A 16,393-nucleotide genomic window follows, 5' to 3' on the forward strand; every position below is an offset into this window, starting at 1 on the left:
ACCGGCGGACCCACGGAGACGTTGCTGCGCATGGTGGAGTTCATGGAGACCAGTGCGCAGCGTGCCGCTGCCTCCAGAGACAGGTCGGGACTGACGACGCGATCCAGAATCGGCTTGCCATATTTGATTTCGCCGATCTGCAGGAAGGGGTGATCTGACGACTCATGGATGTAGTTGCCCTGCGGGTAAATCATATAAGTCGCCGGAGTATCTCCCTTGATCTGGCCGCCCAGGATGAAGGTTGCCTCAAAATTGGTGTTGGCGGTGTCGCGGTTGGCCTGGTTACGCTGCACCTCGGCGTTGATGAGGCCGACATAATCCGCCGCCTCCGCCATGCTGGTCAGATTGAGCAGATGGGTTTTGGCGTCCTGGTCTATATCTTGCTGCATCCGCTTGACCACGCCCTGAGTAGTCGCCAGATTGCCCGCTGAAAGCAGACAGAGAAAGCGGTCCCCGGGCCAGCAGAAGTTATGCATTTTAGAGTAGATGCTGACGTTGTCGGTGCCCGCGTTGGTACGCGAGTCGGAGCAGAAAATCAGGCCCTCTGCGACATGAGCGGTGAGGCAATAGGTCATGGAGTGTTCCTGTGAGCCCGGCGACATAGACTTATGATATTCGCTGAAAATGATGCCGTTGGGAAGTATGGGCCCTGCCTGCTCCTCCGGCGGTGCTAGGCAACCCGTCAGAGATGCACTATTATGGTGCAATCAACGATAGGCCGTCGCGCAGCCATTGCCGGTCCGGTTTTTGTGTGTGAAGAACTAAACATGCCGGGTGATATGCCGGTATGAAGGATGTTGCGTCCCTGATGAGTTGGTGCGCTTTTTGCTTGGCTGAGCATAGAGCCTGTTTGATGAATCACAGAATCGGAGCTTGCATGGTGCGCCGCAAAAGAATAACCACTGTGCCCACAGAGAATATGGTGCTGGACGCCCTGGAATCAGCGGTGCTGGTTCTGGGGGGTGATTACCATATTCGTTATATGAATCCCGCCGCCGAAAATCTGCTGCGCATCAGTCAGTATCAGGCGTTGGGACAGACCTTGTCGGCGCTTTGCAGCATCGTCGGCGAAGAATGTTTCACCACACTTTTTGCGGACGCAGCCACGGCGAACGCGGCCACACTGCGCAGGGGCTTGCCTTTGGCGCTGAGCGAGGGTGGGAGCGCGGTAGTGGATTTGGTGGTGACCCCCGCACCAACGGACGGTCTCATTATTGAAATGCGGCCAATGGAATTGCCGGCGCGTCATGCCGAGGAGGAGATGCAGGACCGCATTTACGGTGCCGCCCAGGAGATGCTGCGTGGCCTTGCCCACGAAATCAAAAATCCCCTCGGTGGTTTGCGCGGGGCCACGCAGCTCCTGGAGCGTGAACTACAGCGCCCCGAACTGAAGGACTACACCCGGGTCATCCTCCATGAGGTGGATCGTCTGCATCATCTGGTGGATCGCCTACAGGGATCCCGCAGCCGCCCGGTTTTGGCCGATGTGAATATCCATCAGGTACTTGAACATGTGCGTCGGCTGCTGAATGCGGAATTGCCCACCGGCATTGCCGTGCGTTTCGACTACGACCCCTCTATTCCCGACATTTTGGCTGATCAGGAGCAACTGGTGCAGGTTTTTCTGAACTTGCTGCGCAACGCCCAGCAGGCCTTGGATCGCCACGGCACGATCCTGATTCGCACCCGGGTCGAGCGCTACGTTACCCTCTTGCATCACAAGTTCCGCCTGGCGCTGCGTGTGGATGTAGTTGATAGCGGCCCGGGAATCCCCCCAGACCTGCTGCCGCGGATCTTTTTGCCGCTGGTCACCAGTCGTGCCGAGGGTATGGGTATGGGGCTCGCTATCGCGCAGGGATTGGTGCGCGGGCATGGCGGAGTGGTCCATTGCCACTCGCAACCGGGGGAAACGGTATTTTCCGTTTCCCTGCCCTTGTTATCGCACCGGGAGGCATCTGCATGACAGAGGTCTGGGTTATTGATGATGACCCTTCCATTCGCTGGGTATTAGAGAAAGCGCTGACCCAGGCCGATATCCCTGTGCGCAGTTTTGCCGAGGCCGACAGCGCTCTGCGGGCACTGGGGCGCGAGCAACCAGAGGCCATCGTTACCGATCTGCGCATGCCCGGCCTGGACGGGCTGGCTTTCCTGCGCGAGGTGCAATCACGCTGGCCGAAGCTGCCGGTAATTGTGATGACAGCGCACTCCGATCTCGACAATGCCGTCGCCGCTTTTCAGAGCGGGGCCTTTGAATATCTGCCCAAACCTTTTGACATGGACGAGGCGGTTGCCCTGGTGCGGCGCGCTCTTGGCAGTCAGACAGAGCCGAGCGCAGCGGGCGTTGAGGAGAGCGATCCGGCGGAAATGATTGGCGAGGCTCCCGCCATGCAGGAGGTGTTTCGTGCCATCGGTCGTCTGTCGCGTTCACAGATCAACGTGCTTATTACCGGCGAGTCGGGGGCAGGCAAGGAACTGGTGGCCAGTGCTCTGCACCGGCACAGTCCCCGCGCGCGCGGACCCTTCATCGCCATCAACACGGCGGCTATTCCCGCCGAGTTGCTGGAATCGGAACTTTTCGGCCATGAAAAGGGCGCTTTTACCGGGGCGGTACAGACCCGGCAGGGTCGCTTTGAACAGGCCTCCGGGGGCACCCTCTTTCTCGATGAAATTGGCGATATGCCCGCCGCCCTGCAAACGCGTCTATTGCGGGTACTCTCCGACGGCACCTTCTACCGGGTCGGTGGCCATGCGCCACAACGTGCGGACGTCCGCGTTCTCGCCGCGACCCACCAGAATCTCGAAGCCAAGGTGCGCGACGGTAGTTTTCGGGAAGATCTCTACCACCGTCTCAATGTCATCCATATCCACCTCCCACCAATGCGGGAGCGGCGTGAAGACATCCCGCGTCTGGCCCGCCACTTTCTCCGTCGCAGCGCGGAGCAGTTGGATGTCGAGCGTAAGGTATTGAGTCCGGCGGCGGAGGCCGCCTTCATGAATTGGCGTTGGCCAGGTAATGTTCGCCAATTGGAAAACGTCTGTCGCTGGATTACCGTGATGGCACCCACCAGCGAGGTCCAGGTGACGGATTTGCCGCCGGAAATGGCCGCACCGCCACCGTCCGCCGTGCCGCTGGATTCGAACGCCCAGGATTGGCGCCTACTGCTGGGGGCCGTGGTGCGGCAGTGCCTCGCCGGTGGCGAAGAGGCCTTGCTGGACAAGATTCAGCCGCAGTTCGAGCGCTGTCTGCTGGAAGCGGCCTTGCAACATACCCGTGGCCATAAGCAGGACGCCGCACACAAGCTCGGGTGGGGGCGTAATACGCTTACCCGCAAGCTTAAAGAACTGGGCATGGAAGATGCGTCTGGCAGCGGCGCTGGCGAATCCCAGGCTTTCGACTAAAACCCCCTTGTATGCTGATATAAAGGGTATGCTTGGTCGAGCTTGAGGTGTCTATGCAAGGCGTAATGTTACTGTTGGAAATCGTTGTTGTCCTGCTGCTGCTGGTGGAGGTTTTCATCCGCTTGCGGGCACGGCGCCGACGTTTACAGAATAAAAGCAGCGCGCCAGTCTCCTCAGCAGCGCATTCGGCACCCGCCACAGACCTGCCACGGATTCGACCCGAAGTATCCAGCGTAGATGCTGTTGCCCCATCCGTAACCACTACCGGTGGTGCCGAGCAGCAAGCGCTCAGCATCGACGATCTTCTCAATGAAGCCACCATTTATCTGGAGTATGGTCATTATGCGCAAGCGGCGACCGTGTTGCGCTGGTATGTAGATCTCAATCCCCACGAAACACGGGTCATCAACCAGCTCCTTGACACCTATCTGGCGATGGCCGATATCGACAGCTATGCCGAGCTGCTCGAAGGTTTGGGTGAAAAACCGGGTGCTGCTCCCATGAACGAGTCCTGGTGGCAGGAACGGGTGGATACTGGTCTGAGTCAAGACCCCGGCAATCTTGAACTCCTCGTGCTTGCCGAGAAGGTGGGCATGACTATTCCTGTACCACAAGCCCAGACTCAAAATGTCGTCATGGCTGCGGAGATGGCGCTGGCCTTGGTTTCCCGTAATCCCGATCCCGCCTATGGCATGGCGATCCTGTGGCGGGCCATCGCTCATGAGCCGCAACGCCTGCCGTTGTATGCCGAACTTCTGCGCATTACCCACCAGCAACGCCGCGTTGAGGATTATATCAATACCTTGATATTGCTTTTCCTGGCCGTGGGTGCCGGGGGCAAAACCCTGCGCGAGCGTATGTTGCGGGTAGGTGAGGACCTCGGCCCCCACCCCCTGTGGGAGACGCTTGCACAATGGAATGGCGATCTGGAGGTATTGAGACGACTGGCCAGATCACGCCACCTGGAGATTCCGGCCAGGTTGTCCGGTGGCGCTGAAGATGGCCGATGACCGCGCTTGACAAGCTTATGCTGCGCTAACGACAATCGCCTGCAGCCGCAAGCTCCGCACCTACAGGTACTGAGCGAGAGCTGATGCAGGCAGACAGGGAGCAGCAACGCATGGATTTGGAGGAAGTCAACCGCCTCGTGCGGTCCGATATGGTGTCGGTGAACAGCGTTATCCAGGAGCAGCTGCGTTCCGGGGTGCCGACTATCCCGGCCATGGGGACTTATCTAATCAATGCTGGTGGCAAAAGACTGCGGCCTATTGTTCTGCTGCTCGCAGCACGCATGGGCGGTGAGCGTGGCCCGCGTCCGATCCCTCTGGCGGCTGTTGTTGAGTTTATCCATACGGCGACGCTGCTGCATGATGATGTAGTCGATGGTTCCGAACTGCGGCGCAGCAATGCGACGGCTAATCAACTCTGGGGCAACGCCGCCGCCGTACTCGTTGGGGATTTTCTTTATGCCCGATCCTTCGAGATGATGGTACAGGACGGCGATATGCGTATCCTCGCCACCATGGCAGAAGCTACCAGTGTCATTTCCCAGGGCGAGGTCGCGCAACTGGAGAATGCCAACGACCCTGATCTGAGTCCTGGGGCGTACTTCTCGGTCATCGAAGCTAAGACCGCCAAGCTCTTTGAGGCGGCAGCGCGTATTGGGGCCTTGGTAAATAACCTGGATGCTGCCGCGGAAAAGGCGCTGGCGCAATACGGCTCCCTGCTAGGTATCGCTTTCCAGTTGATGGATGATGCCCTGGATTATTCCACCAGTGCCGAGAAAATGGGTAAGAATCGGGGCGATGATCTTGCTGATGGCAAGGCGACCCTACCCTACATCCATGCCATGCAGCATGCTACGGCAGCAGAGCAGATCATTCTGCGTGAAGCACTTTGCGGTGACGCGCCGGCCGTCTTTGACCAAGTCTGGGAAATCATTGCCAGAACAGGGTCAATTGATTACACTTTGCGCGTCGCAAAGGAAAAGGCGGATCAGGCTATTGCTTATCTGGCCGGGTTCCCGGGCAGTGTGGAGAAAGAGGCCTTGGCTTTTTTGGCAGCATTTTCTGTGCGGCGTGATTTTTAAAGTGATGTTATCGGGGCGTGGCTCAGCCTGGTAGAGCGCCGCCTTCGGGAGGCGGATGTCGGAGGTTCGAATCCTCTCGCCCCGACCAATTGAGGGAAGGCCCGCATTGTCGGGCCTTTTTCATAAGGATTTGGCGGTTGTCGCGTCTGTTTTTATGTCGGATGCGCGGGCAACATAGCGCTGTCGGTCCGCACCACGCGGGTACCTGTACTTATGCTGAAGTGGCTTATTTTCCTCGTATTTGTCGCGATCCTGTTTTATGGCTGGCGCCAGAAACGCCGCCGTCCTGAAGTTTCCGCGGTGGATCGTTTGGTGCGTTGCACGCGCTGCGGCCGGCATCTTTCCATTCATGCGGCGGCCTGCCGGGGTGATGGCGATTACCGTTGTCCACAACATGCCGGAGACCATCAGTGAACCCTGCCGTACCCTCCTTTCGCGCTGGACTCTATGCAGTATTTCCCCTGGTCGCCTATTTTGTTTCCTGGTATTACAACGGTCAGTTGATCCCGCTGCTGGTAGCCACCAGTATGGTTCTACTGATCTGGGGATTTGTGGTTTGGTGGCCGCGCCTGCAGGACGGCCTGCCCTGGCCGCGCGGGTTTTTGCCGGTCTTCATGCTGCTCTGGTTGCTGTGGTTGGGCTTGAGCCTGTTCTGGAGCGGATCGCCTTACACGAGCTGGTTCTACTTTTGGGTATTGGGTTCTCTGCCGCTGGTATTTCTCATCAGCATGATGATCCCGGCGCCGGTCGCAGAACAGGCCTGGACATGGTTCTGGCGAGGGATTTTGCTGAGTGCCTGGATTTTGAGCGGCATGGCGCTCTGGCAGTATTACCACGGCCTGGGGCAAGGCGGGGGATTGTTTGACTTGCGGCCTTACGGCCCGCTGCTGGATACCAATAGTTTTGCCGCGTGGCTCAACCTGATGTTTTTTCCGATCCTTGCCGCTTACTTCGTCCATGATGAAAAGCAAAATACGCGCTTTGGATCGCTTCAGTTAGGTTTTGTCGGGTTACTTTATCTCGCTACCCTGACGGTAATTCTGCTGGCGTTCTTTTCTACCAACAGCCGGGGAGGCCTGCTGTCCTGGGTCTGTACGATGCCTTTTGTTTTCTGGGGATTCGGCAGACGCCCCGGCGGTAAACGGCGTATTGCCGTGATAATGGCTTTGGCGCTGATCAGTTTTTTGTTGCTGGGTTATCCTCAACGATATGATCTTCTAGGACATCTGGCGCCAGGTTTTATCACGCATAATCTTTCTACGGTCGCCCGTGGCCTGATGTGGGTGGCTACCTGGCACATGTTCCTGAGCCACCCCTGGCTGGGAACCGGTATCGGTAGCTATTTCCTTAACTACCCGGCCTATCGCCTGCCCGGCGAACTGGCGTCGGCGGGCACCTATGATCATAACGACTTTCTGGAATACCTAGCCGAGGGAGGGCTCATCAATCTGGGCTTTCTCCTCGGTTTTGCCGGAACGTTGATGTATGCGCTTTACCGTCTGCTTTATCGGGCAGGAAAGACTTTGCAGATCAGCGATGAACGCCGTCTGCAGGCATTGGGTTTGGTAATGGGGGTTTTTGCCATGACCGGTCATGCCCTGGGGAATTTTATTTTCTACAATCTGCCCCTAAGTCTGTTGGCTGGCCTCTTTCTGGCACGGGCCTGGCGTATCTATGGTGTGCAGGGAGAGGCGGCTCCGCTCCTGCCGCGGATCGGCGGCATCATCGCTCAGGCCCTGCTGTTGCTGGCTGTGGTCGTGGTGTCGTGGAATCTGGTCGCGGATGGCGCGACTTTCGCCCTGTTAAGCGATAATGGCTGGCTTAACCGGATTATCCCCGACGCTAATCAGCGTGCCGTTTTTCTCCGGAAGGCGGCGGACTGGCTGACTATGGCGCGGCCACTGGCCACCCAACCCCATGTCTATCTCGCTAATACCTATCTGACCCTCGCCGACCGCGAGGCTCAGATGAATGTCACGCGCCGCAGTTTGCTGGTGAAGCATGCACTCAGCCAATACCGCCAGAGTCTGGTGGGGATTCCGCAGCAGTCGGGCGTGTGGAATTCCATCGGCACACTCTATCTGGAGCAGGGCGCTCTGCTTGGCCTCGATAAAACACAGAGGGATCGGCAGGCTTTGCTGGCCTGGCGTAAGGGGCTGGCGATCAATCCCGAAAGTGTCAGCCTGCGCAATAAAATCGCCCAACTGGCCTACGTGGATCAGGGTCAAGTCAAGGAAGGTGTGGCCTTTTTGGTTGCGGGTTTGCGGCGGCCGCTCTTTCCCTACCCGCGCAGTGATCTGCAGATGGAGATCGCCCTGACCCAATGGCGGGCGGGCGACAAACATGCAGCAGAGGTCACCTTATTGCGGTTGCTGCGAGAGAATCAGGCTTACACCCCAGCTGTTTCCTGGCTGCAATCCATCCATCGCCAGATTGCAAATGGGGCACCAGCGTCGCACTGAGTATGGATATCCCCGCCAGCATCTTTCGCGCTTATGACGTTCGCGGGGTTGTCGACCGCGATCTGACGTCTGCACGGGTGGAAGCACTGGGTCTGGCTTTTGGCAGTATGGCGCGGCAAAAGGGGCTGCAACGTCTCGCTGTTGCCCAGGACGGGCGGCTTTCCGGACCACGACTCCAGAAGGCCTTGTTGGACGGTCTTCTGGCGAGCGGCTGCACAGTACTGAATCTGGGGATGGTACCCACGCCCGTGCTATATTTTGCCATCGAATACCTACAGGCGGATGGCGGTATCATGGTCACTGGCAGTCATAATCCGCCGGATTACAATGGGCTTAAGATGGTTCTGGATGGACAGAGCTTGCATGGTGATGCCATCCAGGCCCTCTATCAGCGCTGTGTGGCCGATGATTTCGTCACGGGAGCAGGCGCGCATGACGCGGTGGTGGATGTGCTGGCTGCCTACCGTGCCCGTATTGTCAATGATGTCCACCTCGCGCGACCCTTGCGGATCGCCCTGGACTGCGGTAATGGTGTCGCCGGGGTCGTCGCCCCAAACTTGTTTCAGGTGCTCGGTTGCACCGTGCATGAGTTATTCAGCGACATCGACGGCGGCTTCTCCCACCATCATCCAGATCCCAGCGATCCCGAAAACCTGCAGGACCTGATGGCCCTGGTGGATGCGGAAGATCTGGATATTGGCCTTGCTTTTGATGGCGATGCCGACCGTTTGGGAGTGGTCGTGCCGGGCAGAGAGATCATCTGGCCAGATCGTTTGCTGATGTTTTTCGCCGAAGATATCCTAGCCCGATATCCTGGTGCGCCGATTCTCTTCGACATCAAGAGCACCCGCCAGCTTATCGAAGTGGTTAAGGCGGCGGGCGGCCAGCCGATCATGTGGAAGACCGGCCATTCGGTACTCAAGAGCAAAATGGCAGAGCTGGGGGCGCCCCTCGCTGGTGAGCTGAGCGGGCACCTCTTTTTCGGAGACCGCTGGTACGGTTTCGACGATGGTCTCTATGCCGGTGCGCGCCTGCTGGAGCTGCTCAGCCAGCGCAGCGCAGCGCCGGGAGCCGTGTTACGCACCTTGCCCAAGGCATACAGCACCCCAGAATTGCGGATACCGTTAACCGAGGGTGAGCATTTTGTCCTGATGGAGGATATCCGGCGTGCCGCACGCGGTCGCTTCACCGGGACGCCGGTCATCGAACTGGATGGTCTGCGCGTAGAGTTCACGGATGGCTGGGGACTGGTGCGCGCTTCCAACACGCAGCCGGTACTTACCCTGCGCTTTGAAGGCGATAGCGAGGCCGCATTGGCACGGATAGAGTCCGAGTTCCGTGATTTGCTGCGAGCGGCACGCGCTGACTTGTCCTTGCCTCTCTATAAGGATGACCGAAGAATAATGCGGAGGAACTGTGCATGCCACCAGAACGACTAAGCCTGCAACGCATTTTGCCACGCTGGCGGGCGATACTTCTCCTCGTCGCGATTCTTTTGGGGCTGGTGGTGGTGCTGGCGCGAGATGCGGAACTGCAGTGGTGGCGGACCCATGATTTGCGTGCCCAGGGGCGTATGCGTTATTTGCAGACGCGGCCTTTGCCCGCCGATCGGGGCGTGATTTATGGCAGCAACGGCGATGCACTGGCGGTAAATGTACCTGCGGTGACTATCTGGACGGACCCTCGCGTTTTTGACAAGTACCGTAAAGACTGGGGCAAGGTGGCGCAGGATCTGGACATTAGCCCGGAAGCACTGGCGGCGCGAGTGCAGTCGGGCGGGTCGGGCTTCGCCTACATCCTGCGTCAGGTGCAGCCACAACTGGGCACCGCAGTGGATGCCCTGCATGTGCCTGGTATCTATGTGCAAAAAACCAGCCGCACCTATTATCCTCTTGGTGCGGTAACCACACCGTTGCTGGGCCTTGTGCATCTGTATCATCAGGGCGCCGCCGGGCTGGAAATGGGTTACAACCAATGGTTATCGGGCAAGACGGGCAGTGAAAAGGTACTGGTGGATGGGCAAGGCGAAGTGCTTCATGTGCTGGGCGCGCGGCAGACGCCCGTGCCTGGCCACGACCTGTACCTGACCATCAACCCGCAGATCCAGTATTGGGCTTATATGACCCTGTTGGCGGCGCAAAAGCATTTTGGGGCTACAGAGGGCTCGGCCGTGGTGATGGATGTGCAGACCGGGCAGATTCTCGCCATGGCGAGCGTACCCTCCTGTAATCCCAATGCGCGCGACGGTTGCGGCAACCCTTCTGATTATGTGAATAACGCCGTCCATCAGGCCTTCGAGCCCGGTTCGGTGATGAAGCCGTTTATGGTGGCCGCCGCCCTCGAAACGGGCAGCATCCAGCCGGACCAGAACTTCAATGTCTCCCACTGCCTGCCCGTGGGCGGTTTCTGTATCCGCGACGATGTGGTACACCATAAACTGAACGTGGCGCATATCCTCAAGTACTCCAGCGACATTGGTGCGGCTAAAATTGCCTTGCGGACGCCCGCACAGGCTATTTATGACATGTACCGGGCGGCAGGTTACGGCACGGAGCCAAACTTGGGCTTTGCGGGTGGGACAGGCGGTGTACTCCCTCCGCCCCAGACCTGGGACAAGGCCCGCCATGCAACCATTGCGCTGGGCTACGGCGTGTCGGTGACGACTTTGCAATTGGCGGAAGGTTATGCCGCTATCGCCAATGGGGGCTATCACGTGGCGCCAACGCTCATTGCCGGACAACCGGTGCAGCGAGTGCGTATTATGCCTGCTGGTGTCGCCGCCCACCTGCGGCACTGGCTGGAAGGGGTGTGCGCGGCCAATGGCACGGGCATCCTTGCCGCGATTCCCGGTTATGCGGTGGCGGGCAAGACGGGCACCGCCAACATGGCCAACGGTAAGGACGGCTTTTTGAAGAACAAGACTAATGCCACTTTTGTCGGCTTTGCGCCGGGTTTTGCGCCGAAACTGGTCATGGCGGTAACCATGCGCGGGAGTACCCGCTACTGGAACTTCGGTGGCGTGGAGTCGGCGCCCGTGTTCCGCGTGACCATGCGCCACGCCCTTGAAGAACTGAACATTGCACCACGCTGGTGCGGAGGCAAGGCCTGTGCCTCCAAGGATGATCATATTACGGCCACTCAGGCAGAAATCTGGGCGGAAGGAGGCGGCAAGTGAGCAGACTGGACAAATGGGTTGCCGGGACCCTTACCGTGGGCATCGCGGCGATCCTGCTGGGGGTGCTGGCGACGGCGATATTTACCCGTATTCCTGTGGCGCACATTTATGTCAACGCGGTCGGGGCACGCGCCATTATCGTCGGAGGGCATCAGGCAGTGGCCGCTCCTGACTGGCCGGGGACCTATCTGGTGACCCCGCGCTTCGCTGATACGGCCTTCTGGCCCAGTGCGACTCTGGACTTCAAAAGCGGGGCCCCAGTGACTCTGCCGCGCAAGGATATTGTGCTTTGGGTGTACCGTGGCTAAGCCGCGCGACTGGTTGCAGTGGCCGCGCGAACTGATCAAAGGCACGGGTATGGTTCTGCTCGTGCTACTGGCAGTGCTGGTGCTGCTGGCTGTGGATGGTCTGCTGCTGATTCCGGGGCTGATTATCGCTTATGACCTGACCGCGATAGCCTGGCAATGGCAGGGTTTTATCCCTGACCCGCAGGTGCCGCCCGGACCCTGGATGAGCATGGCCGTGGGCCTGATCGCCACCCTGGTTCCGGCCATTATTGACGGTGTGGTGCTGCATTTTTTGCTGCACGACAAGGAGCGGGGCACACCGAAGTCTTCTTCCTAGGACTCTGCAGTCTGGGCCGCCGCCTTTTCTTCCAGCGCCTCCCAGCGCCCATAAGCTTTTGTTAAAGACGCACTGATGACATCGGCGCGGGCCTGCACCTCGCGCAGCCGCTCCGGGTTCTGATAGGTTTCGGGCAGGGCCAACGTGGCGGCGATTTCACCCTCTTCTTTCTCCAGCACTTCGATCTGCACGGGCAGGGTGGCGAGTTCCTGAGTTTCCTTGTAGCTCATGGCGGATTTTTTGCCTTTGCCGCCATCGCGTTTGCCAGAACCCTTGCCGCCGCCACTCTCTGCCGGCTTTGCTAAGCGCCGGGATTCCGTCTGCCAGCGCAGCCAGTCCTCGTAGCCGCCCGCATTCTGGCTGATCTGCCCGTCCTCCCCGAAGGCGATCACCTGGGTGACCACGTTATCGAGAAAGTCCCGGTCATGGGAGACCAGAAAGAGCGTGCCGGCGTAACTCTGTAAACGCTCTTCCAGAATCTCCAGTGTCTCCAGATCCAGATCGTTAGTGGGCTCGTCCAGCACCAGAATATTGGCGGGGCGGGCAAAGAGGCGGGCCAACAGCAAACGTGCGCGCTCGCCGCCGGAGAGTGCCTTGATCAGCCCCCGCGCGCGGCTTGGCGGGAAGAGGAAATCCTGCAGATAGCTCAGCACGTGACGGCGTTCGCCATTGATTTCGATAAAATCATTCCCGTCCGCGATGGCGTCCAACACCCGGCTCTCGGGGTCGAGGGTGGCGCGCATCTGGTCGAAGTAGGCGACCTCCTGTTTGGTGCCGCGGCGGATGGTACCCTCTTGTGGCTCCAGTTCACCGAGGATCAGGCGCAGCAGTGTCGTCTTGCCCGCCCCATTGGGGCCGATAATGCCAACCCGGTCGCCGCGTTCAATACGTGTGGAAAAATCGCGGATGACCGGACGCCCTTCATAGGCAAAAGAAACGTGATCCAGCTCGGCAATGAGTGCGCCGGAACGATCCGCCGTGCTGATTTGCAGGGTGGCCTGCCCCTGCTGCTGGCGACGGCTGGCGCGCTCCTCACGCAGCCCCTCCAGACGGCGCAGGCGGCCCTGGTTGCGCTTGGCACGGGCCTTGACCCCCTGGCGCAGCCAAGCCTCCTCTTCCGCCAGTTGCCCTTCCAGACGACTGTCGGCGGCCGCCTCAGCAGCGAGGACTTCGGCCTTGCGGCTTTGATAAGCAGCAAAAGTACCGGGAAAACTGCGCAGTATCCCGCGATCCAGTTCGATGATGCGGGTCGCCAGGCGGTCGAGAAAACGCCGGTCGTGGGTGACGAAGACCAGCGTGCCGCGATGGCGTAGCAGGGATTGCTCCAGTGCCAGGATCGCGGGCAGATCGAGATGGTTGGTGGGTTCGTCGAGAAAGAGCAGGTCCGGCTCGGCGACGAGGGTGGCGGCAATGGCCACCCGCTTGCGCTGGCCACCGGAAAGGGCGCTGACCATACCTCCAGTGGGCAGCCCCAGGCTATCGCGCAGGGACTCTGCCTTATAGTCGATCTGCCAGGCATCGTGATGGTCGGCGAGGGCATGGGCGTGGGCGTCGTCCGCATCGGCATTCTGCAAGTGCCGCCAGGCAGGATGCCCGGATTTGATGGCGGTGAGCAGGTCGTGCTCTCCGGCCAGCTCCGGCTCCTGCGCCAGGTAGGCGCGCCGCACACCGGGTGCCACCCACAGCGTCCCCGCATCTAAGGGACAGAGGCCCGCCAGCACTTGCAATAAGGTAGACTTGCCCTCGCCGTTGCGGCCGATAAGACCGACCCGCTCGCCTGCCTCCAGATTCAACTCGGCATGGTCCAGCAGCGCCCGGCCACCCCATTCCACTTGCCCTGCCTCCAGCCGCAGAATAGACATTCAGCCGACCCCATCCTTGTTATGCAAAATAAAGGCGTAGGGTACGGGGCGCGCTGCAGTGGCGCAAGCCGGAAGCATGTTCTCAGGTTCTGCGCGTCAACTCAGCAAACGCAGGGTGAGTGGGTAGCGATAGACCTCGCCATTACTGGCTTTGATGGCTGCTAAAACACAGAATATCAAATTCACTATGAAAATCAGTGGGAAAATCAACATGCCGATCAACAGGGTACTCAGGATGCTGGCCACCACATAGGCAATCAGCACGGTGATCTGGAAATTCAGTGCTTCTTTGCTCTGTTGCACCAGCCAGGCGGAGCCACTGTCTTTTTTGAGGAGATAGACGATGAGCGCCGGGATGAACCCGAACAATATGCCGCCCGCATGGGTGAGTGCGGCGATGTTGCGATCGTCCTTGCTGGCTACTTCGACGAGATTGCTGGTTTCCATGGTTACGCTCCCTGTAGGGTGATGGATTTCGTACTGGATCGACCGGGTGATGCTTCACTCTGACTGGCCTGTGCCCACTATCATACTGAATTTTTTGTCAAAGAATAGCCTTTTGAATCCTTTCTAAGTGGCAGAATGATTGCCACCGATGGACCGGACCTTTAGCATAGACCCATGCTAGACACCTTCACTGACGAACAACGCCAATTCCTGCAACTCCTGCGTCTACCCGTGCCCGGCGAACCGCCGCCGGAGATGGCGCCGGTGAAACCGGCGGTAAAAGCCGTAAGTGCAGCGCCGAATCGGTCTGTATCCGCGCAAACGATGCCCGTCTCTGCCTCGATGCGCCCTGCAGAAACGCCCGTAATGCAGCCGGAGTCACTCCCCAGTCCTGTAGAAGAAGGGGTCTCCGTACTGCGCAACGCGGTGCCAGCGACTGCTACCTTATCCACAGCGGTGGCTCCGACTCCGCTACGCAGCACATCTCTACTGTCCAAGGCCGAAACCCTTCAAGCCCCAGCGCTTGCTACTCAGGCAAGCACCTCTTCTGCGGACCCGCAACGGGTAACGCGCATCGCCACCCTGGACTGGCGTGACCTCAACAACATGGTCAGCACCTGTCAGGCCTGCCCCCTCGGCGAAACCCGCAAACATGCCGTATTCGGTGCCGGTAACCCGCGCGGGTCCTGGCTGTTTGTCGGTGAGGCGCCGGGTGCGGAAGAAGACCGCCGCGGCGAAGCCTTTGTGGGTCGCGCCGGTCAACTCCTCGACAACATGCTCCGCGCCATGGGCCTAAGCCGCGAGAAAGACGTCTATATTGCCAATATCCTCAAATGCCGCCCCCCCAACAACCGCGATCCGCTGGGTCCGGAGGTGCAGGCGTGCATGCCTTACCTGCAGCGCCAGATCGCCCTCTTGCAACCCCGCGTGATTGTTGCGCTGGGGCGCTTTGCTGCGCAGGGCTTGCTTCAGGTGGATACGCCGCTTAGCCAATTGCGGGGTACGACCCAGCACTACCAAGGCATTCCCCTGATTGTCACCTACCACCCCGCCTATCTGCTGCGTAACCCGATCGATAAGCGCAAAGTCTGGGAGGATCTGAAGCGGGCGTTGGGGGTGTTTGCGGAGTTGCAGAAATAACGGATCATTCTCTCTTTGTTAGGTCCGTCGAGGGTCTGGAATGGCCATATTTCTAACTATCTGGGGGAAGTCTTCTATGGGTTACCACAAATACAGCGCTTGGCGGTTGTTTCCGGTCATCTTGATTGCCGGCTTGTTGTTTCTGCTCACAGACTCCCGGGCGGTGGCGGGGAAAATTCGCGTGGCCTGCGTCAGAGACAGTATTACCTACGGTGCCGGAGTTCCACAACGGCATATCCAAGGATAGCCGGGGGAATTACAGCAATTGCTGGGAACCGACTATCAGGTTGCGAACTTCGGTCACAGCGGGGCTACCATGCTGAAGAATGGCGCTCTTCCTTATTGGAAAACACCGGAATATCAAGCCGCCACAAGCTTTGATCCCAATATTGTTATCATCATGTTGGGCACCAATGATGCCAACACCCAAAATTGGCCAAAATTTGGCTCCCAGTTCACCGCGAATGCGGAAGAGATGATTCGGCATTTCGCACAGCTCAAGGCACATCCCAAGATTTATATCTGTACGCCACCGCCGATCATTCACTCGAATTACGGTATCAGCGAGGCCATGTTGATCCGTGGCCCCATCCCGGATATTTATACGGCGGGCCACGCCATGAACGTTCCGGTCATTCCGGTTTATGCAGAGTTGCGACGATTTTTCAAGACCCACCGGGCTGATGTGTCTTACCAGGCGGATGGCGTACATCCGAACGCCGTCGGCCAGAAACAGATCGCGCAATTGATATTCCAGTTCCTGCAGCGCGTTCCGTAAGTACCGCTTCCTGCGGTGCGTGACGACGTGTCATTGTTGGAACAGTTTTAGGGATGTAAGCAGTAACTGAGCGGCGTATCTTGCGGGTTACCGGGAGATGTCATAGAGGTCCGGGCGCAGATGCGATTGCAGACGTTTTTGGTCGCGCAGGCTCCATTCCGCATCGAGGAGTGAGCACCTCGAAGAAGGTCAGCTCAGCATCGACAATAACCCGGTGGAACGGGCGCTGCGGGGTGTGGCCATTGGTCGCAAGAATTTTTTATTTGTTGGAAATGATGCCGGTGGCGAGCGTGCCGCGTCCTTTTACAGCATTATCGAAACGTGCAAGCTCAACGGCGCCGAGCCCTTCGCGTACCTCTGTGACGTGCTCGAAAAGCTCCCCACATGGCCCAACAAGCGGCTCCACGAACTCTTGCC

The 16,393-nt window shown here is 58.9% G+C and carries 15 protein-coding genes, 1 tRNA gene and 3 pseudogenes; 14 read left to right on the top strand and 5 right to left on the bottom strand.

Features of this window, described 5'->3' with window-relative positions; all coding sequences use genetic code 11:
- Positions 1 to 575: proteasome-type protease (locus AC2VNK_RS06775; protein ID WP_486883254.1), on the bottom strand; the 575-nt coding region annotated here is incomplete at its 3' end.
- 302 nt (positions 576 to 877) lie between these two features.
- On the opposite strand from AC2VNK_RS06775, the gene glnL reads away from it, so the two are divergent.
- The 11 genes from glnL (at position 878) to AC2VNK_RS06830 (ending at position 11,749) form a co-directional block, all read left to right on the top strand.
- The gene (glnL, locus tag AC2VNK_RS06780; RefSeq protein ID WP_486883255.1) at positions 878 to 1,963 is read left to right on the top strand and encodes a nitrogen regulation protein NR(II); all 1,086 of its coding nucleotides are present in this window, start codon (positions 878 to 880) and stop codon (positions 1,961 to 1,963) included.
- Entirely contained in the window at positions 1,960 to 3,399 is a 1,440-nt protein-coding gene (ntrC, locus tag AC2VNK_RS06785; protein WP_291524891.1) for a nitrogen regulation protein NR(I), read from the top strand. The genes glnL and ntrC overlap by 4 nt, the downstream gene beginning before the upstream one ends.
- A gap of 65 nt (positions 3,400 to 3,464) precedes the next feature.
- The gene (locus tag AC2VNK_RS06790) at positions 3,465 to 4,409 is read left to right on the top strand and encodes a hypothetical protein (protein WP_486883256.1); all 945 of its coding nucleotides are present in this window, start codon (positions 3,465 to 3,467) and stop codon (positions 4,407 to 4,409) included.
- 83 nt (positions 4,410 to 4,492) lie between these two features.
- The gene (locus AC2VNK_RS06795) at positions 4,493 to 5,488 is read left to right on the top strand and encodes a polyprenyl synthetase family protein (protein ID WP_486883257.1); all 996 of its coding nucleotides are present in this window, start codon (positions 4,493 to 4,495) and stop codon (positions 5,486 to 5,488) included.
- Between the two features lie 11 nt (positions 5,489 to 5,499).
- Positions 5,500 to 5,576: transfer RNA gene (locus tag AC2VNK_RS06800), tRNA-Pro, on the top strand.
- A 125-nt stretch (positions 5,577 to 5,701) separates the two neighbouring features.
- Positions 5,702 to 5,902, top strand: coding sequence for a hypothetical protein (locus AC2VNK_RS06805; RefSeq protein ID WP_291524886.1), 201 nt, complete (start codon positions 5,702 to 5,704; stop codon positions 5,900 to 5,902).
- Complete coding sequence (locus tag AC2VNK_RS06810) at positions 5,899 to 7,950, top strand: O-antigen ligase family protein (protein WP_486883258.1); 2,052 nt, start codon at positions 5,899 to 5,901, stop codon at positions 7,948 to 7,950. Before AC2VNK_RS06805 ends, AC2VNK_RS06810 begins: the two co-directional genes overlap by 4 nt.
- A 2-nt stretch (positions 7,951 to 7,952) precedes the next feature.
- Entirely contained in the window at positions 7,953 to 9,389 is a 1,437-nt protein-coding gene (locus AC2VNK_RS06815) for a phosphomannomutase/phosphoglucomutase (RefSeq protein WP_486883259.1), read from the top strand.
- On the top strand, positions 9,371 to 11,125 hold the full coding sequence (locus tag AC2VNK_RS06820; RefSeq protein ID WP_486883260.1) for a peptidoglycan D,D-transpeptidase FtsI family protein: 1,755 nt from the start codon (positions 9,371 to 9,373) through the stop codon (positions 11,123 to 11,125). The genes AC2VNK_RS06815 and AC2VNK_RS06820 overlap by 19 nt, the downstream gene beginning before the upstream one ends.
- Entirely contained in the window at positions 11,122 to 11,433 is a 312-nt protein-coding gene (locus AC2VNK_RS06825; protein WP_486883261.1) for a hypothetical protein, read from the top strand. Before AC2VNK_RS06820 ends, AC2VNK_RS06825 begins: the two co-directional genes overlap by 4 nt.
- On the top strand, positions 11,426 to 11,749 hold the full coding sequence (locus AC2VNK_RS06830) for a hypothetical protein (RefSeq protein WP_291524878.1): 324 nt from the start codon (positions 11,426 to 11,428) through the stop codon (positions 11,747 to 11,749). Before AC2VNK_RS06825 ends, AC2VNK_RS06830 begins: the two co-directional genes overlap by 8 nt.
- Here the strand turns inward: AC2VNK_RS06830 and AC2VNK_RS06835 are convergent.
- The 4 genes and pseudogenes from AC2VNK_RS06835 to AC2VNK_RS06850 form a co-directional block, all read right to left on the bottom strand.
- Positions 11,746 to 11,979: an ABC transporter C-terminal domain-containing protein gene (locus AC2VNK_RS06835; protein ID WP_486883265.1), complete on the bottom strand. Its 234-nt coding sequence runs from the start codon at positions 11,977 to 11,979 to the stop codon at positions 11,746 to 11,748. The two genes, AC2VNK_RS06830 and AC2VNK_RS06835, sit on opposite strands and share 4 nt — an antisense overlap.
- Positions 11,980 to 12,312: 333 nt before the next feature.
- A pseudogene (locus tag AC2VNK_RS06840) lies at positions 12,313 to 12,624 on the bottom strand (ATP-binding cassette domain-containing protein); the annotation flags it as partial.
- A gap of 150 nt (positions 12,625 to 12,774) precedes the next feature.
- Positions 12,775 to 13,611: pseudogene (locus AC2VNK_RS06845) on the bottom strand (ATP-binding cassette domain-containing protein); the annotation flags it as partial.
- A 96-nt stretch (positions 13,612 to 13,707) separates the two neighbouring features.
- Positions 13,708 to 14,058, bottom strand: a complete 351-nt coding sequence (locus AC2VNK_RS06850) for a DUF4870 domain-containing protein (RefSeq protein WP_486883262.1) — start codon at positions 14,056 to 14,058, stop codon at positions 13,708 to 13,710.
- A 174-nt stretch (positions 14,059 to 14,232) separates the two neighbouring features.
- On the opposite strand from AC2VNK_RS06850, the gene AC2VNK_RS06855 reads away from it, so the two are divergent.
- The 3 genes and pseudogenes from AC2VNK_RS06855 to AC2VNK_RS06865 all read left to right on the top strand — a co-directional run.
- The gene (locus AC2VNK_RS06855) at positions 14,233 to 15,198 is read left to right on the top strand and encodes a uracil-DNA glycosylase (protein WP_486883263.1); all 966 of its coding nucleotides are present in this window, start codon (positions 14,233 to 14,235) and stop codon (positions 15,196 to 15,198) included.
- A 265-nt stretch (positions 15,199 to 15,463) separates the two neighbouring features.
- The gene (locus AC2VNK_RS06860) at positions 15,464 to 15,976 is read left to right on the top strand and encodes a GDSL-type esterase/lipase family protein (protein ID WP_486883264.1); all 513 of its coding nucleotides are present in this window, start codon (positions 15,464 to 15,466) and stop codon (positions 15,974 to 15,976) included.
- Between the two features lie 175 nt (positions 15,977 to 16,151).
- Positions 16,152 to 16,393: pseudogene (locus AC2VNK_RS06865) on the top strand (transposase domain-containing protein); the annotation flags it as partial.

This window comes from Acidithiobacillus sp. TH-A35 (genome assembly GCF_057473505.1).

Excerpts from the sequence above, each read along its gene's own strand:
- glnL (WP_486883255.1), top strand. The coding sequence starts at position 878 with ATGGTGCGCCGCAAAAGAATAACCACTGTGCCCACAGAGAATATGGTG.
- ntrC (WP_291524891.1), top strand. The coding sequence starts at position 1,960 with ATGACAGAGGTCTGGGTTATTGATGATGACCCTTCCATTCGCTGGGTA.
- AC2VNK_RS06790 (WP_486883256.1), top strand. The coding sequence starts at position 3,465 with ATGTTACTGTTGGAAATCGTTGTTGTCCTGCTGCTGCTGGTGGAGGTT.
- AC2VNK_RS06795 (WP_486883257.1), top strand. The coding sequence starts at position 4,493 with ATGCAGGCAGACAGGGAGCAGCAACGCATGGATTTGGAGGAAGTCAAC.
- AC2VNK_RS06805 (WP_291524886.1), top strand. The coding sequence starts at position 5,702 with ATGCTGAAGTGGCTTATTTTCCTCGTATTTGTCGCGATCCTGTTTTAT.
- AC2VNK_RS06815 (WP_486883259.1), top strand. The coding sequence starts at position 7,953 with ATGGATATCCCCGCCAGCATCTTTCGCGCTTATGACGTTCGCGGGGTT.
- AC2VNK_RS06820 (WP_486883260.1), top strand. The coding sequence starts at position 9,371 with ATGCCACCAGAACGACTAAGCCTGCAACGCATTTTGCCACGCTGGCGG.
- AC2VNK_RS06835 (WP_486883265.1), bottom strand. The coding sequence starts at position 11,979 with ATGAGCTACAAGGAAACTCAGGAACTCGCCACCCTGCCCGTGCAGATC.
- AC2VNK_RS06850 (WP_486883262.1), bottom strand. The coding sequence starts at position 14,058 with ATGGAAACCAGCAATCTCGTCGAAGTAGCCAGCAAGGACGATCGCAAC.
- AC2VNK_RS06855 (WP_486883263.1), top strand. The coding sequence starts at position 14,233 with ATGCTAGACACCTTCACTGACGAACAACGCCAATTCCTGCAACTCCTG.